Annotated in this window: 17 protein-coding genes; 5 read left to right on the plus strand and 12 right to left on the minus strand. The window is 74.0% G+C overall.

Going from position 1 to position 15,675, the window contains the following annotated elements; genetic code table 11:
• Positions 1–27 precede the first annotated feature (27 nt).
• The 4 genes from Athai_RS32985 to Athai_RS33000 all read right to left on the minus strand — a co-directional run bounded on the left by Athai_RS32985 (position 28) and on the right by Athai_RS33000 (position 3,093).
• A complete protein-coding gene (locus Athai_RS32985) occupies positions 28–660 on the minus strand; it encodes an HNH endonuclease family protein (RefSeq protein ID WP_203965092.1) in 633 nt (210 codons plus the stop codon).
• Positions 661–837: 177 nt separating this feature from the next.
• Complete coding sequence (locus Athai_RS32990) at positions 838–1,458, minus strand: response regulator (RefSeq protein WP_203965093.1); 621 nt, start codon at positions 1,456–1,458, stop codon at positions 838–840.
• Positions 1,455–2,564, minus strand: coding sequence for a sensor histidine kinase (locus Athai_RS32995; protein ID WP_239157311.1), 1,110 nt, complete (start codon positions 2,562–2,564; stop codon positions 1,455–1,457). The genes Athai_RS32990 and Athai_RS32995 overlap by 4 nt, the downstream gene beginning before the upstream one ends.
• Positions 2,565–2,643: 79 nt before the next feature.
• Positions 2,644–3,093, minus strand: a complete 450-nt coding sequence (locus tag Athai_RS33000) for a hypothetical protein (RefSeq protein WP_203965094.1) — start codon at positions 3,091–3,093, stop codon at positions 2,644–2,646.
• Between the two features lie 229 nt (positions 3,094–3,322).
• Here Athai_RS33000 and Athai_RS33005 point away from each other — a divergent pair, with 229 nt between their 5' ends.
• Together Athai_RS33005 and Athai_RS33010 are read left to right on the plus strand one after the other, a co-directional pair.
• Complete coding sequence (locus Athai_RS33005) at positions 3,323–3,592, plus strand: type II toxin-antitoxin system Phd/YefM family antitoxin (RefSeq protein WP_203965095.1); 270 nt, start codon at positions 3,323–3,325, stop codon at positions 3,590–3,592.
• Positions 3,589–4,008 (plus strand): type II toxin-antitoxin system VapC family toxin, encoded by a 420-nt coding sequence (locus Athai_RS33010; RefSeq protein ID WP_203965096.1) that lies wholly within the window; start codon positions 3,589–3,591, stop codon positions 4,006–4,008. The genes Athai_RS33005 and Athai_RS33010 overlap by 4 nt, the downstream gene beginning before the upstream one ends.
• 57 nt (positions 4,009–4,065) lie before the next feature.
• Here Athai_RS33010 and leuA read toward each other — a convergent pair whose 3' ends face one another.
• The 4 genes from leuA to Athai_RS33030 all read right to left on the minus strand — a co-directional run bounded on the left by leuA (position 4,066) and on the right by Athai_RS33030 (position 8,698).
• Positions 4,066–5,808: a 2-isopropylmalate synthase gene (gene leuA, locus Athai_RS33015; protein ID WP_203965097.1), complete on the minus strand. Its 1,743-nt coding sequence runs from the start codon at positions 5,806–5,808 to the stop codon at positions 4,066–4,068.
• A gap of 374 nt (positions 5,809–6,182) precedes the next feature.
• On the minus strand, positions 6,183–6,659 hold the full coding sequence (locus tag Athai_RS33020; RefSeq protein ID WP_203965098.1) for a hypothetical protein: 477 nt from the start codon (positions 6,657–6,659) through the stop codon (positions 6,183–6,185).
• Positions 6,660–6,752: 93 nt separating this feature from the next.
• Entirely contained in the window at positions 6,753–7,832 is a 1,080-nt protein-coding gene (locus tag Athai_RS33025; protein ID WP_203965099.1) for a nucleotide disphospho-sugar-binding domain-containing protein, read from the minus strand.
• The gene (locus tag Athai_RS33030) at positions 7,829–8,698 is read right to left on the minus strand and encodes a helix-turn-helix transcriptional regulator (protein WP_203965100.1); all 870 of its coding nucleotides are present in this window, start codon (positions 8,696–8,698) and stop codon (positions 7,829–7,831) included. The genes Athai_RS33025 and Athai_RS33030 overlap by 4 nt, the downstream gene beginning before the upstream one ends.
• 69 nt (positions 8,699–8,767) lie before the next feature.
• Between Athai_RS33030 and Athai_RS33035 the strand changes: the two genes are divergently transcribed.
• From Athai_RS33035 to Athai_RS33045, 3 genes are all read left to right on the plus strand, one after another.
• Positions 8,768–9,730, plus strand: a complete 963-nt coding sequence (locus tag Athai_RS33035) for an aldo/keto reductase (protein ID WP_203965101.1) — start codon at positions 8,768–8,770, stop codon at positions 9,728–9,730.
• A 128-nt stretch (positions 9,731–9,858) separates the two neighbouring features.
• Positions 9,859–10,677: an SDR family NAD(P)-dependent oxidoreductase gene (locus tag Athai_RS33040; protein ID WP_203965102.1), complete on the plus strand. Its 819-nt coding sequence runs from the start codon at positions 9,859–9,861 to the stop codon at positions 10,675–10,677.
• Positions 10,678–10,875: 198 nt separating this feature from the next.
• Entirely contained in the window at positions 10,876–11,778 is a 903-nt protein-coding gene (locus Athai_RS33045) for a Gfo/Idh/MocA family protein (RefSeq protein ID WP_203965103.1), read from the plus strand.
• Positions 11,779–11,821: 43 nt separating this feature from the next.
• Here Athai_RS33045 and Athai_RS33050 read toward each other — a convergent pair whose 3' ends face one another.
• The 4 genes from Athai_RS33050 to Athai_RS33065 all read right to left on the minus strand — a co-directional run bounded on the left by Athai_RS33050 (position 11,822) and on the right by Athai_RS33065 (position 15,638).
• Complete coding sequence (locus Athai_RS33050) at positions 11,822–13,141, minus strand: MFS transporter (RefSeq protein ID WP_203965104.1); 1,320 nt, start codon at positions 13,139–13,141, stop codon at positions 11,822–11,824.
• Entirely contained in the window at positions 13,132–13,629 is a 498-nt protein-coding gene (locus tag Athai_RS33055; RefSeq protein WP_239157312.1) for a MarR family winged helix-turn-helix transcriptional regulator, read from the minus strand. The genes Athai_RS33050 and Athai_RS33055 overlap by 10 nt, the downstream gene beginning before the upstream one ends.
• A gap of 34 nt (positions 13,630–13,663) precedes the next feature.
• A complete protein-coding gene (locus tag Athai_RS33060) occupies positions 13,664–14,947 on the minus strand; it encodes a chloride channel protein (protein WP_203965105.1) in 1,284 nt (427 codons plus the stop codon).
• A gap of 325 nt (positions 14,948–15,272) precedes the next feature.
• Entirely contained in the window at positions 15,273–15,638 is a 366-nt protein-coding gene (locus tag Athai_RS33065; protein WP_203965106.1) for a nuclear transport factor 2 family protein, read from the minus strand.
• Positions 15,639–15,675: the final 37 nt, after the last annotated feature.

Genomic DNA, 15,675 nt, shown 5'->3' on the forward strand with positions numbered 1-15,675 from the left:
CGCACACCGGACATCCGCCGGCTCACCTCAGCAGTGGTTGGTGAGCATGTCGCTCAGCGCGGCCTTCTCGGCGCTGGTGACGGTCAGCTTCCACACGTACTTGACCTGGATCCAGTCCCGCGCGTAGTAGCACCACTCGCTCTCCGACGGCGGCTTCCACTCGGACGGGTCCTGGTCGCCCTTGGACTCGTTGCTGGACGCGGACACCGCGATCAGCTGCGGGTCGGTCAGGTCGTTCGCGAAGTCCTGCCGCTTCGCCGTGGTCCAGTCCGCGGCGCCGGACCGCCACGCGTCCGCGAGCGGCACGATGTGGTCGATCTGCACCTTGCTCGGGTCGGTGGTCGTGGTCTGGTCGTACACGCTGTACCAGGAGCCGGCGGTGGGGTAGCAGTCGTTGCCGACGGTGACGCCGCTGCCGTCGCGCTGGAGCACCACCTCGCGGGTGTTGCAGTTGTCGCCCTGCGAGATCCAGTGCGGGAACTTGTCCCGGCTGTACCCGTCCATCGATCCGGGCGCCGCGACGGTCAGGGTGGCCAGGTGCGTCGCGGATTCGCTCGCCGACGGCGGGGTCGGCGGGTACGCCTGGGCGGGACCGGCCAGCCCGATCGCGGCGAGGGTGCCGGCAGCCACCACGGCGCCGAGCACGGTTCGGATGCGCATCTGTCCTCCTCCGTCGGGAAACTTCATACCTTGGGAGGCATCATGCACGTTTTTACCCCGGTATGGGAGGGGACAAATACCCAACAATCGGTGACAGACCGGCGTCGGGCGATCACCCGCCGGACGATCGCCACCGTCGGACGATCGTGCGTCGACGATTCCGCGGCCCGGCTGCGGTCAGTACGGCGGCAGGATGCCCCGCTCCAGCGCGGCCGTGACGGCGGCGGTGCGGTCCGAGACGCCGAGCTTGCCGAACGTGCGCAGCAGGTGCGTCTTGACCGTCGCCTCGCTGATCAGCAGCGCCCGGCCGATCTCCGCGTTCGTCCGGCCGGCGCCGACCAGCCGCAACACCTCGATCTCCCGCGAGGTCAGCCCGACCGGCGAGCGCAGCCGGGAGACCAGCTTCGCGGCGACCGACGGGGCCAGTACCGTCTCGCCGCGCGACGCCGCCCGGATCGCCTGCGCGAGCTCCGCCCGGCCGGCGTCCTTCAACAGGTAGCCGGTCGCGCCCGCCTCGACCGCGCGCAGGATGTCGGCGTCGTTCTCGTACGTGGTGAGCACCACGACGCGGCAGCGCGGCTGCTGCGCGAGCACCGCGACGGTGGCCGCCACGCCGTCGCCGTTCGGCATCCGCAGGTCCATCAGCACCACGTCCGGGTCCTGCGCGCGGGCCGCGACGACCGCCTCGGCCGCCGACCCGGCCTCGCCGACCACCTCGATGTCGGCCTCCGCGCCGAGCATCCCGCGCAGCCCCTCCCGGACCACCGGATGGTCGTCCACCAGCAGCACCCGGATCATGCCGGCACGTCCACGGTCAGCGTGGTACCGCGCCCCGGCGTACTGGCGATCTCCAGCCGGCCGCCCACCTGCGCGACGCGTTCCCGCATGCCGTGCAGGCCGAACCCGGCCGCCGCGGCCGGATCGAAGCCGACACCGTCGTCGGCCACGGTCAGCCGCACCGCGTCCGCCAGGTACCTCAGCCGCAGCCTCGCGGTGGCCGCCCGGGCGTGCCGGCGCACGTTGGTCAGCGACTCCTGGGCACAGCGCAACACGACCACCTCCGTACCGGCCGGCAGCGGGCGCGGCTCGCCGGTGAGTTCCCAGCCGGCGTCGATGCCGGTCTCCTCGCCGAGCCGGCCGGCCAGCCGGCGCAGCGCGTCCGGCAGCGACGACCCGGTCAGGTTCGTCGGCGGCTGCGCGCCGACCAGCGCGCGGGCCTCCGCGAGGTTCTCCCGGGCGGCGCGCGCGGCCCGCTCCAGGTGCACCTTCGCCTGCTCCGGCGGTGCCGCCTCGGCCGCCTGGAGCAGCATCAGGATGCTGGTGAAGCCCTGCGCCAGGGTGTCGTGGATCTCGGTCGACAGCCGCTGCCGCTCGGCCAGCGCGCCGGCCGCGCGTTCCGCCGCGGCGAGGTCCGCCCGCGCGTCGGCGAGCTGGGCGATCAGGTCCGCCCGCTCCCGGCTCTGCTGGATGATGCGCTGGATCCACCACCCGAAGTACGCCGCGCACGCCACCACCACCAGGGCCGCACCGGTGCCGACCAGGCTCGGGTACGTGGCCTCGCCGGCCAGCGCGGTCACCGGAACCACGTTGCCGACCAGGGTGGCGAGCACCGCCCAGCGCAGCGGCAGCAGCAGGAACGCCTGCGGGATCGCGGCGAACAGCAGGCACGAACTCGACAGCGTCGCCGCCTGCGCGGTGACCAGCAGCGCCAGCGCGCCGAGCTGGTAGCCGGCGGTCCGCGCCGACATCGGCCGCATCCGGACCGCCCGCCGGCCGACCAGGCAGTACCAGCCGGTCAGCGCGATCAGCGCGGCCAGCGCGACGACCCGGCCGCCGCCTGCCCCCGAGTACCAGACGGCGGCGAGGGAACCGGCCATCACGAGCCCGTAGTACGCGTCGCGCACGACAGCCCCCCGCGTCCAGGCGTGCACGGTCTCGGGGTGGGGCGGCGGCTGCGGCACCGGACCAGCATGCGGTACCGGATCAACCCACCCGCAGCCGCTCGAACTCCGTCGCCAGCAGGTGCGCGGCGCCGCGCCCCTCGACCTCGATCTTCTCGCCGTCGGCCAGCACGATCCGGATCGGATGCCAGGCGCGGCCGGGGGTGACGGTCAGCTCGGTGATCCGGTCCAGGGACACCTCGCCGGCGTGCTCGCCCACCCGGTTGAGCATCGGATCGGCCCGCCAGATGTGCAGCGCGGTACCGGTCAGGCCGAGGATCATCGCGGCGTCCAGCGGTACCTCGGTGCGTTCGGTGATGCGGTGCGCGGCGGCCCGCGCGGCGGGCCGTGCGATCAGGTAGTTGCCCAGCGGGGAGAGCATCCGGGTCAGGCCCAGCACCGTGTCCACCCGCGCGTAGGCGGCGGCCAGCAGCGGCTCGCCGAGCTGCGCGGACAGCGCCGGGATCAGTTCGTCGTCCTTGAGATGCGTCATGCCGACCAGCATCGCCGCGGTCGGGGCGCCGCACCGTCGACCGATCCTCGACACCGGTGTCCACCGTCCGGTGGACACCGCCATGCCAGTAGCCCTCGGTGGGCGGCGCGGACCGCGCGACGATCCTCTCCGACCGTGGCCCCGGGTGCCTGGTCCCGGAGATCTCCCGGATGCGGGGGTTGCAGATCGCCCGTGGCAACGTAGTACAGATTCGTAGTACGATGCGGTGATGGAGAGCGTACCCATTCGTCAGCTCAACCAGGACACCGCATCGGTGCTGGGCAAAGTCGAGCACGGCGCGACGGTGGAGATCACCAACCGGGGACGGGTCATCGCCCGAATCGTCCCGGCCGAGGCGGGCGAGCTGGACGATCTCATCGCCCGCGGCCGAGTCACGCCCGCCACCAACTCGGCGCCCATCACCATGCCGCCCGGCGCGGTCGACGCCTCGCTCGACGCTGCCGCGATCGTGTCGGAGCAGCGGGAAGAGCGCCTGTGATCTATCTCGACACGGCCGCGATAGTGAAGCTGCTCCGGCCGGAGCTGGAGACCGCTGCGCTGGTCTCGTGGCTCGGGGAACGGTCCGCCGAACCGCTGACGTCCTCGACCTTGGCCGAGGTCGAGGTGCCCCGCGCGCTTCGACGTGCCGATCCTGGACGGTTGTCCGCCGTGCCAACCATGTTGGCTCGGATCAACAAGATCGAGATGGATGCGACGGTGCGGGCGACCGCCGCGACGTACGCCGATCCGTTGCTCCGTTCGTTGGACGCGATCCACCTGGCCAGCGCGCACAGTGTGCTGCTCGACAGCGTGCCGCTCGCCGCCTTCGTGACCTATGACCAGCGATTGCTCGGCGCCGCCGCGCGGCTTGGGCTGCCGACCGCCGCCCCCGGGATCGAGGCGCGGCCTCGGTAGCGCGCCGCGGCGGGCGGGTTGCCGATGGTGGCAAGCCAGCGCGCCGCGGCGGTGGGATCAGTCGCGAGAGCGGTTGACGGCGCTGGTCACGGCACGCAGCGAGGCCGTGGTGATGTTGGCGTCGATGCCGACCCCCCAGTACGTGCGGTCGCCGACCTCGCACTCGACGTACGCCGCGGCGACCGCGTCCCCGCCGCTGGTGAGCGCGTGCTCGGCGTAGTCGCGTACCCGGACCGCGACGTCCACGTCGGACAGCGCCCGGACGAACGCGTCGATCGGGCCGTTACCGGTGACCGTGGCGGTGTGCCGGGTGCCGCCGGCGGAGAACTCGACGCCGAGTTCGAGCTTGTCGTCGGTGGCCGACCGGGTCACGTAGTCGTGCACCACGACCCGCCGGTTCGGCTGGTGGTCCACCGAGTACTCCTGCTGGAAGATCTCCCAGATGCGGGCCGCGGCGACCTCGCCGCCCTCGTCGTCGGTGTGCCGCTGCACCACGCCGGAGAACTCGATCTGCAGCCGCCGCGGCAGGTCCAGCCCGTACTCGGACTTCAGCAGGTAGGCGACGCCACCCTTGCCGGACTGCGAGTTGACCCGGATGACCGCCTCGTAGCTGCGGCCCACGTCGTGCGGGTCGATCGGCAGGTACGGGATCTCCCAGGCGACCTCGTCGACCGGCACGGCGCGGGCGGCGGCTTCCGCCTCGCGCGCCTCGAACCCCTTCTTGATCGCGTCCTGGTGCGACCCGGAGAACGCGGTGAACACCAGGTCCCCGGCGTACGGGTGGCGTTCGTGCACGCCGATCTGGTTGCAGTACTCGACGGTGCGGCGGATCTCGTCGATGTCGGAGAAGTCGACCTGCGGGTCGACGCCCTGCGAGTACAGGTTCATGCCCAGGGTGACCAGGTCGACGTTTCCGGTGCGCTCGCCGTTGCCGAACAGGCAGCCCTCGATGCGGTCCGCGCCGGCGAGTACGGCCAGCTCGGCGTCGGCCACCGCGCAACCCCGGTCGTTGTGGGTGTGCACGGACAGGCAGACGTGCTCGCGCCGGGACAGGTTGCGGCTCATGTACTCGATCTGGTCGGCGTACACGTTCGGGGTGGAGCGCTCGACGGTGCACGGGTAGTTCAGCACGATCTCCCGGCCGGGGCCGGGCTGCCAGACGTCCATCACGGCCTCGCTGATGTCGATCGCGAAGTCGAGTTCGGTGTCCATGAAGATCTCGGGCGAGTACTCGTAGCCGAACTCGGTGCCGGTCAGGTACTGCTCGGCGAACTTGACGACCGCCTGGCTGCCCTCGACCGCGATGGCCCGGGTCTGCGCCCGGCCGTCGCCGTCGAACCCGAACACCGTCTTGCGGAACACCGGCGCCGCCGCGTTGTACATGTGCACCGTCGCGCGGTGCGCGCCGACCAGGCTCTGCACCGTGCGCTCGATCAGGTGCTCGCGGGCCTGGGTCAGCACCGAGATCGTCACGTCGTCCGGGATCCGGCCGCCCTCGATCAGTTCCCGGACGAAGTCGAAGTCGGTCTGGCTGGCCGACGGGAAACCGACCTCGATCTCCTTGTACCCCATGCGTACCAGCAGGTCGAACATCCGGCGCTTGCGTTCCGGGCTCATCGGGTCGACCAGCGCCTGGTTGCCGTCGCGCAGGTCGGTGGTCAGCCAGCGCGGCGCGCGCTCGATGCGCCGGCCGGGCCAGGTACGGTCCGGCAGCTCCACCTTGTTGTAGCTGTGGAACGGCCGGTACCGGTGGTACGGCATCGGGGAGGGTTGCTGGCGGTTGAACGTGGCGCCGGTCATCGCGGCGTACTCCTTCTTCGCGTGCTGCGGGGAGCTGACGGCGCCCGTACGTGTGGCCGTGCGGTTGCGGCGTTCCGGCGCGCCCGGCGGGGTGTGCCGCGGCGGGCCGAGGGTGCTGGTACGGGCGGATATCGGGACGATCCTCGGGCGGCGACATCGATGTGTCGACAAGACGTCGCCAGAGGCCCAACGGGCGGATGGCCCAAGCAGGAACGACCGGCGCGCGGCACCTCCGCGACGAGGTGCCAGCCTCTAACGGGCCTCGTCGCGGCAGCGAAGGAGAAGCAGGCCGCGGTACATATCGACGGCCACGTTACGTCATCGCCGGCCGAACGCGAAGCCGCCATCCACAGGCTGAGACGTCTTTCACGCGATCACCGCCGCCGCGGCGGCCAGGCACGCGGGACCGGGCCGGGCAGCCGGCCCGGCGGGAACGGCGCGCGCTTCCTCCCGCGGTACTTGGCGACCACGATGACGGCGAGCACGATCGTGAGGATCAGGAAGAGCGCCTCGACGATCAGGTACGGCACCACGGTCAGCCCGTCGTCCAGCTCGGCCGCGTTGCCCAGCGCGCGGACCGGGACGTCACTCCCGGAGTCGGACGAACCGGCGCCGTCGACCGTGCCGTGGTGGGTGGCGCCCTGGGAGTCCTGCCAGCTGCCGTAACAGGTGGTGTGGGTGCCGCCGCGACTGCTGTTGTGCGTCTCGCACTGGTGGATGTGCGCGGTCACTTGGTCGCCGCCGAGGAACACCACCGTCTTGTACCCCGTCAGGGCGCTCCAGACCAGGGTCATCAGTGCGGCGGAGATCAGCAGGGTGGGCAGCAGCGGCAGGCGGTAGCGGGGGCGCACCGCACCAGCGTACGAACCGGGCGCACCACCCGAATCGTCCCGCCGCGGCAGCCGGCGCACAGCCGGCACCCGCTGCGAACGGAATCCGCACCGTCAGGTGAGCGCGGTGAGGCGGTCGATCAGGGTGGCGGGGGCGGGCATCGCGGCGATCTCGGCGCGTACCTCGGCGACGGCCGTGTGCAGCGCGGGATCCGCGAGCAGCCGGTCCAGGGTGCCGGGGTCGATCTGGTCCGGGGTGGTGACGGTGAGACCGGCACCGCGGTCGGCGAGCAGCGCGGCGTGGTAGCCCCGGTCACCGGGCTCGGCCGGGACCAGCTGGGGTACGCCCAGCGCGAGCGCGGTGAGCATGGTGCCGGCGCCGCCATGGTGCACCACTGCGGCGGCGGTGCGCAGCGCGGACGGCAGCGGCACCCACTCGACCCAGCGCGCGTTGTCCGGTAGCGGCCGGGTCATCAGCCGGCGGTCCGGCCGGATCAGGACGATCTCGGCGTCGAGCCGAGCCGCGGCGGTGAGGACGGCGGCCATCAGCCGGTCCCGGCGGCTGGGCGCGGTGGGCCGGGTGACGAGGATGCGGGGCCGGTCCGGTGGCGGTTCGCGCAGCCAGCCGGGCACGTCACCGGCCGCGGCGTAGGGCACGTAGCGCATCGGCCAGCCGGGCCGGTCGCCGACCAGGCTGGGCGGCGCGACGGTGAAGGTACCGATCGGGTCGGTGCCGGCCACCGTACCGAGCCGGGCCAGCACGGCGGCGGCGAGCGGCCGGCCCTCGCGCAGCGAGATCTCGTGCAGTACCGCGGGCAGCGCGTGCTCGGCGGCGACGGCGGCGGCGACCGGGGCGCTCGGCTCGTAGACCACGATCTGCGGGGCGAACGAGGACACCAGGTCGGTGAGCGGGGCCCGCAGCCGCCGGTTGATCTCGGCGAACCGGGTCACGGTGCCGGCGGGATCGGAGCGCTCGGCGCGGGCCCGGAACGGGTGGCGCAGCGTGGCGCGCCGGGCGATCGGCTCGTACCGGAAGCCGGGCAGCAGGTCGTCGACGGCGACGCCGGCATCGGTGGCCGCCGCGCCGGCACTGGCGAGTCGTACCTCGTGGCCGGCGGTGCGCAGCGCGTCGGCCAGCGGCACCAGCGGGAACAGGTGCCCCAGCAGCGGTGCGGCGACCAGCAGCGCCCTCATCGGCGCGGGCGGTCCGAACCGGTGGTCATGGCTCGATCGTGGCACGCGGGCGGGTCCGGCAGATCCGCCAGTCGGGCCAGGATCTCGGCCGTTGCGTCGAACGCGACGAGCTTCTGGTCGGCGGCGTCGGCCACGGTGAGCACCACGTGGTCGAGCCGGAACTCGCCGAGGGCGGGGTGCCGGAGCAGCTTGTGGCCGCCGCCGACCCGGGTGATCTGGTGTCGCGGCCACCAGGCGCGCACCTCGGCGCTCGCGGCGTGCAGCCGGTCGGTCAGCGCGGCGAACGACGGATCGTCCGGGTAGCGGGCGGCGGTGGCCCGGTAGCGGCCGAGCAGCGCAGCCGCCTCGCGCTCCCACTCGACCAGCACCTCGCGGGCGGCCGGGTCGGTGAACATCCACCAGACCATGTTGCGGTCGGCGACCGGCACCGCCGGCCAGTTGGTCCACAGTAGACGGACAGAGCGGTTCGCGGCGAGCACGTCGAACCGCCGGCCGGTCACGTACGCCGGGGCCGGGTCGAGCCGGTCGACCAGCGCGCCGAGCCCCGGCGCCAGCGCCTCCGCGGCCGGCGGTGCGGTGGCCGGCGCCGTGCCGTGCACCAGCTCGTGCAGGTGCGCGCGCTCGCCGTCGTCGAGTCGCAGCGCGGCCGCGATCGCGTCGAGCACCTGCCGGGACGGTGTCACCGCCCGCCCCTGCTCCAGGAACGTGTAGTAGGTCGGGGAGATCGCGGCGAGCGCGGCGACCTCCTCGCGGCGCAGCCCGGCGGTGCGGCGCCGGGGGCCGGCCGGCAGCCCGACGTCCGCGGGGCTCAGCCGCGCCCGCCGGGATCGCAGCAGCTCGCCGAGCTCGCGCGGGTTCGGCGCCATCCTGGCACTCCCGGTACTGGTAACAACGGCAGCGGGACACCACTGTACGGCCCACCTAGCGTCGTGGCCATGCAGAAACGCACACTCGGTGACGCGCTGACCGTCTCCGCCCTCGGGCTCGGCTGCATGGGCATGTCCCAGGGGTACGGGCCGGCCGACGACGACGCCTCGCTCGGCACCCTGCACCGCGCGCTGGACCTCGGTGTCACGCTGCTCGACACCGCGCAGAGTTACGGCGCCGGGCACAACGAAGGGCTGCTGTCCCGGCTGCTCGCCACCCGACGCGACGAGGTCACGCTGGCCACCAAGTTCGGCATCGTGCGGGACGCCGACGGCACCCAGCTGGACGCGCACCCGGACCGGGTGGCCGGCTACTGCGACGCGTCGCTGCGCCGGCTCGGCGTCGACAGCATCGACCTGTACTACCTGCACCGGCCCGATCCGGCGGTACCGGTTGAGGACACGGTCGGCGCGATGGCGGCGCTGGTGGCCGCCGGAAAGGTCCGCCATCTCGGGATCTCGGAACCGAGCCCGGCGCAGCTGGTGGCCGCGGCGGCGGTGCACCCGATCGCGGCGGTGCAGAGCGAGTGGTCGCTGTGGTGGCGCGAGATCGAGGACGAGGTGGTACCGACCGCGCGGCGGCTCGGCATCGGCGTGGTGCCGTACTCGCCGCTCGGCTCCGGCATCCTCGCCGGTGTCACGTCCGCCGCACCGTTCCGGGACCGCGACCCGCGCTACGCCGGGGCCAACCGGGAGCGCAACGTGGCCCTGCTGCGCGAGGTGCAGGCGATCGCGGCCGAGCGGGACGTCAGTTCCGGCCAGCTGGCGCTCGCCTGGCTGCTGTCCCGCGGCGACGACGTGGTACCGATCCCGGGCACCCGCAGCGCCGACCGGCTCGCCGAGAACGCCGCCGCGGCGGACCTGGTGCTCGGCGCGGACGAACTCGACCGGCTGGAGGCCGCGGTACCGCGGGATGCCTGGGCCGGCGACCGCAACTCCTTCGCCGCGCACGGCGCCACCCGGACGGGCTGACCGGTACCGGGGCCCGGCCAGTTTCTAGACACTGCGTCTCGTTAATGGGTAGGCTGGCCGGGACGGCCCGGGTGCACGCCGCGGACACTCCCCGGCCGCGACCCGACAACCGCGGCAGGGAGCGACAGATGGCCGATCGGATCATCCTGGTCACCGGATCGACGGACGGGCTGGGCCGGGCCCTCGCCGGCGCCCTCGCCCGCGAACCCGCCACCACACTCCTCCTGCACGGGCGGGACCAGCGCCGGCTCGACGAACTGGCCGCCGAGCTCGCGGACGCGCCGGCCGCGATCCAGACCGTCCGCGCCGACCTGTCCGAGCTGGCGCAGGTGCACCGGCTCGCGGACGACATCGAGAACCGCACCGGGTACCTCTCGGTGCTCGTCAACAACGCGGGCGTCGGCGGCGGCGAACCGGACGGCACCGACCGTCGGCTCACCCCCGACGGGTACGAGCTGCGGTTCGCGGTCAACCACCTCGCCGCGTTCGCGCTGACCCGGCGGCTGCTGCCGCTGCTCGACCGGGGCGCGCCGGCCCGGGTGGTCGACGTCGCCTCGCTCGGGCAGGCCCCGATCGACTTCGACGACCCGTTCCTCGCCAACGGCTACACCGGGATGCGCGCGTACGGGCAGTCCAAGCTCGCGATGATCACCACTGCGCTGGTGTTCGCCCGGCAGCTCGACCCGCGCCGGGTCACGGTCAACAGCCTGCACCCGGCCACCTACATGCCGACCAAGATGGTCCTGCAGACCGTGGGGCACACCGTCGACTCGCTCGAAACCGGCCTGCACGCCACCCGGCGGCTGGTCCTCGACCCGGCCATGGACGGCGTCAGCGGTCAGTTCTTCGACCGTACCGAGCCGGCCCGGGCGCATCCCGACGCGTACGACCCGCGCATCCAGCAACAACTCTGGGACCTCAGCGTCCGGCTCACCGGCCGACGTTGACGGTGCCCGCCGGGCCGGCCCGCCGTGCCGGCCCGGGCCGACCCGCCGGCTGCGCCGAGCCGGCCCCCCGGCTGCGCCGAGCTGGTCCGCCGGCTGCGCCGGGTCAGCCCTGGGCCAGCTCGCCGACTGCGCGGGGCGTGGGTCGTGACTTCCGGTCGCGTCGCGCCGGTACGACGGACCGAACCGTAGGGTCGGGGCATGACTGAGGCGCAGCCGGTACGGGTGGGGTTGGTCGGGGCGGGGCCGTGGGCGCGCGGGATGCACGCGCCGATGCTGGCCGCCGGGCCGGAGACGGAGCTGGTCGGCGTGTGGGCCCGCCGGCCGGACGCGGCGCGGGAGCTGGCCGCCGCGCACGGCACCGAGGCGTACGACGACTACGCCGCGCTGCTGGATCGCTGCGAGGCGGTGGCGTTCGCGGTACCGCCGGACGTGCAGGCGAGGATGGCGATCGAGGCGGCGCGGGCGGGCAGGGCGCTGCTGCTGGACAAGCCGATCGGGCTCGACCTGGCCGAGGCGATCGCGCTGACCGAGGCGGTGGACGCCGCCGGCGTGGTCAGCCAGCTGGCGCTGAGCAACCGGTACCGGCCGCGGGTCCGCGAGTTCCTTCGCGCGGCGGCGGCGTTCGACGCGTACGGGGCGCAGGCCCGGCAGCTGACCGGGGCGTTCATCGCCGGCGACTACGCGCACGGGTGGCGGCTGGAGTACGGCGCGCTGCACGACATCGGGCCGCACGCGCTGGACCTGCTGGACGCGGCGGTCGGCCCCGTCGAGCAGGTGACCGCCGCCGGCGATTCCCGCCGGTACCTGACGCTCACCTGCCGGCACGCCGGCGGCGCGATCAGCCAGCTCGCGCTGTCCGGCGTGGTGCCGCGCACCGGCGACGGCCGGTACGAGACGTTCGAGCTGTTCGGCCCGGCCGGCTCGCTGTCGCTGGACTTTGCCGCGCTGGCCGCGGACACCGCCGACGACGCGGAGCGCTGGGCGACGCTGCGCCGCGAGTTCGCCGCCGCGGTCCGCGCCGGCCGTTCGTCCGACCTGGACGTGCACCGCGGCCTGCACCTGCAACGCCTCATCGACCAGGCCCAACACACCCTCCCCTGACCCATCCCACCCCCGAGGCGCCCGAGCCCTGTTGGTCATGGGCTTAGCTCGTTCGGTAAGCGCTTACCGTTCGGACAACACCATGATCAACAGCGCCGGGGCGGCGGTCAGGTGCGGGCGGGCTCGGGGCGGGTTCCGGCTCGGTACGGGTGTGGCGCAGGGACGGGGTGGTCAGGGCGATCGCGGCGACGCCGGCCAGGCAGGTGAGCCCGCCGGACAGCAGCGCCGCGGTACCGGAGGTGGCGCCGGCGACCAGGCCGCCGCGCAGGTTGCCCAGGTCCGGGCCGGCCTGGCCGACCGCCTGCTCGGCGGCGGCGACCCGGCCGCGCAGCGCGTCCGGGGTGGCGAGCTGGACGATGGTGCTGCGGGAGACGACCGAGACGGTGTCGGCGGCGCCGGCGACGGCCAGGAACGCGAGGCCGAGCCACGGGTTCGGCGCCACGGCGAACGCGGCGAGCGCGACGCCCCAGACGGCGGCGCCGGCCAGCATCGCCCGGCCCGGCCGGGCCCGGCGGGTGAACGTGCCGGACAGCACCGAGGCGAGCACGCCGCCGACCGCGATCGCGGTCAGGAACAGCCCGTACGTTCGCGGGTTGTCGCCGAAGCGTTCCGCGTTGACGATCGGGAACAGGCTCATCGGCATCGCGAGCACCGTCGCGGCGAGGTCGGTGAGCAGCGCGCCGCGCACCACCGGGGTACGCAGCAGGAACGCCAACCCGTCGGCGACGCCGCGCAGGCCGGGCCGGGCCGACTCGCCGTCCGGGCGCATCGCCGGCAGCCGGGCCGCGCCGTAGAAGGCCAGCAGGAAGCTGACCGCGTCGATCAGGTAGCAGCCGCCGACCCCGAACCAGCCGATCACCAACCCGGCCACCGCGGGCCCGACGAGCATGGTGCCCTGGAACGAGATCCGGCTCAGCGCCAGGCCGGCGGCGAGCTGCTGCGGTGGCAGCAGCCGTGGGATGAACGTCCGGGCCGCCGGGCCACCGGTGGCCACGAAGCAGTACTGCACGGCGACGATCGCGAGGACCCCGATCGCCGGCACGACGCCGGCGAAGCCCTGCACCGCGAGCAGCACCGAGCACAGCGCCTGCCCGGTCAGCGCGACGAGGTACAGCCGGCGCCGGTCGACCCGGTCCACCAGGCCACCGGCGGCGAAGCCGACCGCGATCAGCGGCGCCGCCTGGGCGATGCCGACCGCGCCGGTCCACACGGTGCTGTGGGTCAGCTGCCACATCTGGTACGGCACCGCGACCATGGTCGCCTGGCTGCCGAAACCGGAGAACACTCCACCGAGCCAGAGCCGGCGGTACGCGGGGGAGCTGCGCAGCGGCGTGACGTCCAGCAGCGCGCCGCTCACACCCATCGTGGGTCCCGGTCGAGTCGGTCCCGGATCCGGTCGTGGAAGCTCCGGCGCGCCAACGCTTCCTGGATGTCGGTGACGACCCGGCTGAGCGGGTACGGCAGCTCGTCCTCCAGGTCCTCCAGCGCGGCCTCGGTGGCCTCCCACTCGGCGGCGAGCCGGTCGACCAGCCGGGTCGCCTTCGCGGTGAGCGTCACCCGCTTGCTGCGGGCATCCGGACCGGGCACGGTGCGGACCAGGCCGGCGGCCCGCATCGCGGCCACCTTCTGGCTCTCGCCCGAGTGCGTCACCTGCACCGACCGGGCCAGCTCGGTGATCGTCATCGGGCCGCGCCGGTGCAGCCGGATCAGCTCCATCGCCCAGGTCGGCCGCAGCCCCTCGATCGCCGCATCGGCGTAGACCGCGGCGATCTCGTCGTCCATCGCGGCGAGCAGCAGCCGGACCGGTCGCCACCGGCTGCGCTCGGTCGGGTCGTCCTCGTCCTCCGTCACGGGATCGAATGTAACAGTGCTTATATAAGCACTGTCAAGTGTGCTTCCGGCCGGTGAGCGCCTGCGCCGCCAGCCAGGCCGTCGCCGAGGCCAGCGCCACCGCCGGTACCGCGTCCGTACCGGCGTGGCCGACCAGCAGCGCGGCGAAGACCAACGGGGAGAACAGCAACCGGGCCTGCGCCGCCATCCCGGCCGCGGTACCGACCGCGATCGCGAGCGTCGGCGACACCCCGAACCCGACCGTGGCCACCGCCGCCAGCGCGACGCCCAGGAAGATCGCCGGGAAGATCGGCCCGCCGCGGAACCCACAGCCCAGGCTCACCGCGTAGGCCAGCGCCTTGCCGACCAGCAGCACCAGCAGCGCGCCCACGCTGCCGGCACCGACCAGCGCCGGCAGCGACGTCTGGCCGGAGAACAGCACGTTGGTCGAGTCCGCGCCGAGCCCGGTGGCCGCCAGCGCCAGCAACCCCACCAGCAGGCCGCCGCCGACCAGCACCGGCGCCATCCCGAACCGCTGCTGCAGCCGCTCCACCCGGCTCGCGACCCGGTGCACGCCGGCGAGCAGCAGCGCCGCCAGGATGCCGACGGCGATCGCGATGAGCAGGTCGTACAGGTGCAGCCCCTGGTAGGCGGGCAGGTGCGGCACGGTCAGGCCGGGCGCGTTCAGGCCGCCCCAGGTGCCGAACCCGATGAAGATCACGTAGCCGATCGCGGCGGCGACCACGCCCGGCACCAGCGCCGGCAGCAGCGCCGAACCGGCGGCGAGACCGGCCTCCAGCAGCAGCATTCCGGCCACCACCGGGCCACCGAACAGCGCCGAGATCGCCGAGAACGAGCCGGCCGTGGACAGCACCTGGGTGCGCCGTGCATCGAGGTGGGCCAGCCGGGACGCCGCCACCCCCAGCACCGAGCCGATCGCGACGATCGGCGCCTCCGGCCCGAGCACCGCCCCGAACGGCAGGGTGCCCAGCGCGGCGAGCACGACACCGGGGCCGGCGGCCAGCGGCGTCGGCCCGCCACCGATGCCCTGCAACGGCCGGTGCCCGCCGTCACCCGGCAGCAGCCGCCGCACCGCCAACACGATCAGCGCACCGGCCACCGGCAACCCGACCACCAGGTACCAGGGCGGCGTGCGGTGACCGAGCGCCGACGGCAGGTCGGTCCACAGCCAGGTCTCCAGGAAGTGCACCAGGGCGAGGAACCCGGCCGCGGCGAACGCGGCCGGCACCCCGATCGCGGCGCCGAGCAGCACCAGCCGCAGCACTCCCGCGCCGGTACGCGCCTCGTGGCCCGCCGCCGACCCCGTCGCCCCGTCCACCACCGCCCCCTGGCTCGCCGGCCCGTACCGTCACGCTACGGCGACCGCGCGCCGCGGACCCGCGAGTCGGCGGAACCGGCGGCGCGCCCGCCGTCCCCCGGGCACGTGCGATGCGGGGCGCCCGCCGTGGTCCGGGTACGTGCGATGCGGGGCGCCCGCCGTGGTCCGGGTACGTGCGATGCGGGGCGCCCGCCGTGGTCCGGGTACGTGCGATGCGGGGCGCCCGCCGTGGCCCGGGGACGTGCGTCGGTCGGGGCCGGGCCGTCCGGCGCGATCGTCGGGCCGGCCGGCCCGACCCCCGCCGCTGCGGTCGGCGGGTGGCGGGTCAGCGACCGCCGGCGGCGCGGTACCGGTCGGCGTCGTACAGCAGGCGCAGGCCGGCGATCCGGCCGTCGGCGAGCCGGAAGAACTCCGCGAACCGGACGGTGCCGCCGGGCAGCTCCGCGTCGTACATCGTGGCCGCCTCGCCGTCGCCGGCCAGCCGGTGCAGCATCGTCATCCCGCGCATCGTCTCGACGAAGCCGGTGACTCCCCGGACGAACCGGTCCGCGCCGACCACGCGGCCGGCGATCGGGCCCTCGAAGACCAGCTCGTCGGCCAGCAACGGCCGCAGCCGAGCTGGGTCGAACGACGCCGTCCCGTCCAGCAACAGCCCGTAGTAGGCGGTTACCGGATCGGTGTTCGGTTCCATGACTACCTCCCGTGTCGTGCCGTCACCCGAAGCCGTA

Source organism: Actinocatenispora thailandica, from assembly GCF_016865425.1.
Taxonomy (GTDB): Bacteria; Actinomycetota; Actinomycetes; order Mycobacteriales; family Micromonosporaceae; genus Actinocatenispora; species Actinocatenispora thailandica.